The organism is Mitsuaria sp. TWR114, assembly GCF_007997345.1.
Window position 1 is genome coordinate 1 of record NZ_VOSR01000715.1, and the last position, 1,876, is coordinate 1,876.

General features: G+C 67.8%; 2 protein-coding genes and 2 tRNA genes. All 4 read left to right on the plus strand.

Annotation, left to right across the window (positions count from 1 at the left end):
- Positions 1 to 503 (plus strand): tol-pal system protein YbgF (gene ybgF / locus FUT87_RS22960; RefSeq protein WP_147242511.1); only part of this gene is annotated, 503 nt, incomplete at its 5' end.
- Between the two features lie 24 nt (positions 504 to 527).
- Positions 528 to 1,340, plus strand: a complete 813-nt coding sequence (locus FUT87_RS22965; RefSeq protein ID WP_147242512.1) for a ThiF family adenylyltransferase — start codon at positions 528 to 530, stop codon at positions 1,338 to 1,340.
- A gap of 87 nt (positions 1,341 to 1,427) precedes the next feature.
- Positions 1,428 to 1,503 (plus strand) — tRNA-Lys (locus FUT87_RS22970).
- Between the two features lie 23 nt (positions 1,504 to 1,526).
- Positions 1,527 to 1,602: transfer RNA gene (locus FUT87_RS22975), tRNA-Lys, on the plus strand.
- The last annotated feature ends 274 nt before the right edge of the window (positions 1,603 to 1,876 follow it).

Below are 1,876 nucleotides of genomic sequence, written 5' to 3' on the forward strand. Positions count from 1 at the left end.
AGCAGCTGGCGCGCGACCTGTCCGATACCCAGCGCAAGGTGGCCGACCAGTCGGCCACGCTCGACAACCGGCTGCGCCCGCTGGAGCCGCAGAAGGTGTCGCTGGACGGCAAGGAATTCCAGGCCGATCCGGAAGAGAAGCGCCAGTTCGATGCCGCGATGGGCCTGATCCGCCGCGGCGACTTCAATGAGGCGGTGTCCGCCTTCACCACCTTCCTGACCCGGTTCCCGGCGAGCGGCTATTCCGATTCGGTGCGCTTCTGGCTGGGCAATGCCCAATACGGCAAGCGCGACTACAAGGGCGCGATCGCGACCTTCAAGGCCTTCGTCGCCGCCAATCCGGATCACCCGCGCGCCGCGGAAAGCCTGCTGGCGATCGCCAACTGCCAGATCGAGCTCAAGGACACCAAGAGCGCCCGCAAGACGCTGGACGACCTGCAGAAGGCCTATCCCGGCAGCGAGGCGGCCCGCGCCGCCAAGGAACGCGCGGCCGGCCTGCGCTGAGCCGCGCTCCCGGGCGCGACCATCGTGAGCCTTGACACCGGGCACGGCCCCCTCGACCTGGAAGCGGACGCCGAGCGCCGCTTCGGCGGCCTGCGCCGGCTGCATGGCGAGCGCGACTACGCGCGGCTGCGCGCCGCGCGCCTCTGCGTCGTCGGCCTGGGCGGCGTGGGCTCCTGGGTGGTCGAGGCGCTGGCCCGCATGGGCGTGGCCCGGCTGGTGCTGGTCGACCTGGATCATGTCGCCGAATCCAACATCAACCGCCAGGTGCAGGCCCTGGGCAGCACGCTGGGCATGGCCAAGGCAGAGGCGCTGAAGCAGCGCATCGCCGACATCCATCCGGGTTGCGAGGTCCTCACCATCGAGGATTTCGTCGACGACCAGAACTGGCCCGCGCTGCTGGGCGACGTGCAGGTGGACGGCATCGTCGACGCCTGCGACCAGGTGCGCGCCAAGGCGCGGATCGCGGCCTGGGCGAGGGCCCTGCAGCTGCCGCAGGTCTGCATCGGCGCGGCCGGCGGCAAGCATCGGCCGCAGGACGTCGAGATCCTGGACCTGGCCGAGACCACGCACGATCCGCTGCTGGCCAACCTGCGTCAGCGGCTGCGCAAGTTCCATGCGGCGCCACGCGCCGGGAAGATGGGCGTGACCTGCGTGTTCTCGCGCGAGCCGGTCACCCGGCCGGAGGGCGTGGCGGCCTGCGACCTGGACGCCAACCTGAATTGCCATGGCTATGGCTCGAGCGTGGCGGTCACGGCCGGCTTCGGCATGGTCGCGGCGGCGGAGTTGGTGCGGCGTTATTTGAAGGCGCTTGCGCGGTCGCAAAAATCCGTCCTATAATCTGAGGCTCTGCTGAGGGGCAAACACCTCGAAGCGACGTAGCGGAGGTCGGGGCAACCCGGCCTTCACTGCTTGAAGTGCGGCTTCGGGTCGTTAGCTCAGTCGGTAGAGCAGCGGACTTTTAATCCGTTGGTCGCAGGTTCGAATCCTGCACGACCCACCACCCACTTCGGATGGTTTTCTTGGGGGCTCTTAGCTCAGTTGGTAGAGCAGCGGACTCTTAATCCGTTGGTCGAAGGTTCGAATCCTTCAGGGCCCACCAAATTCGCTCCGACATCGGATCACGACGCTGAATCGATCCCGGAGCCGCCAGCAAGGCGCCAAAAAGCATCAAAAGGCCGCAGCAACCGCTGCGGCCTTTTTTCCTTTCCGCTTGGCCTGAAGCTTGCGCCGCTTGGCGATTCAAGCGCGGGGGCGCACTGCGAGCTCCGGCAATTCCGTCGCGACGAGGCTGTGCCGCAACGGAGCCCGGTGCGCGCACTGCGCGCCGAGTCGATGCCGCTCCGTGCCGCGCAGCTTCACCAGCGGCGTGTCCT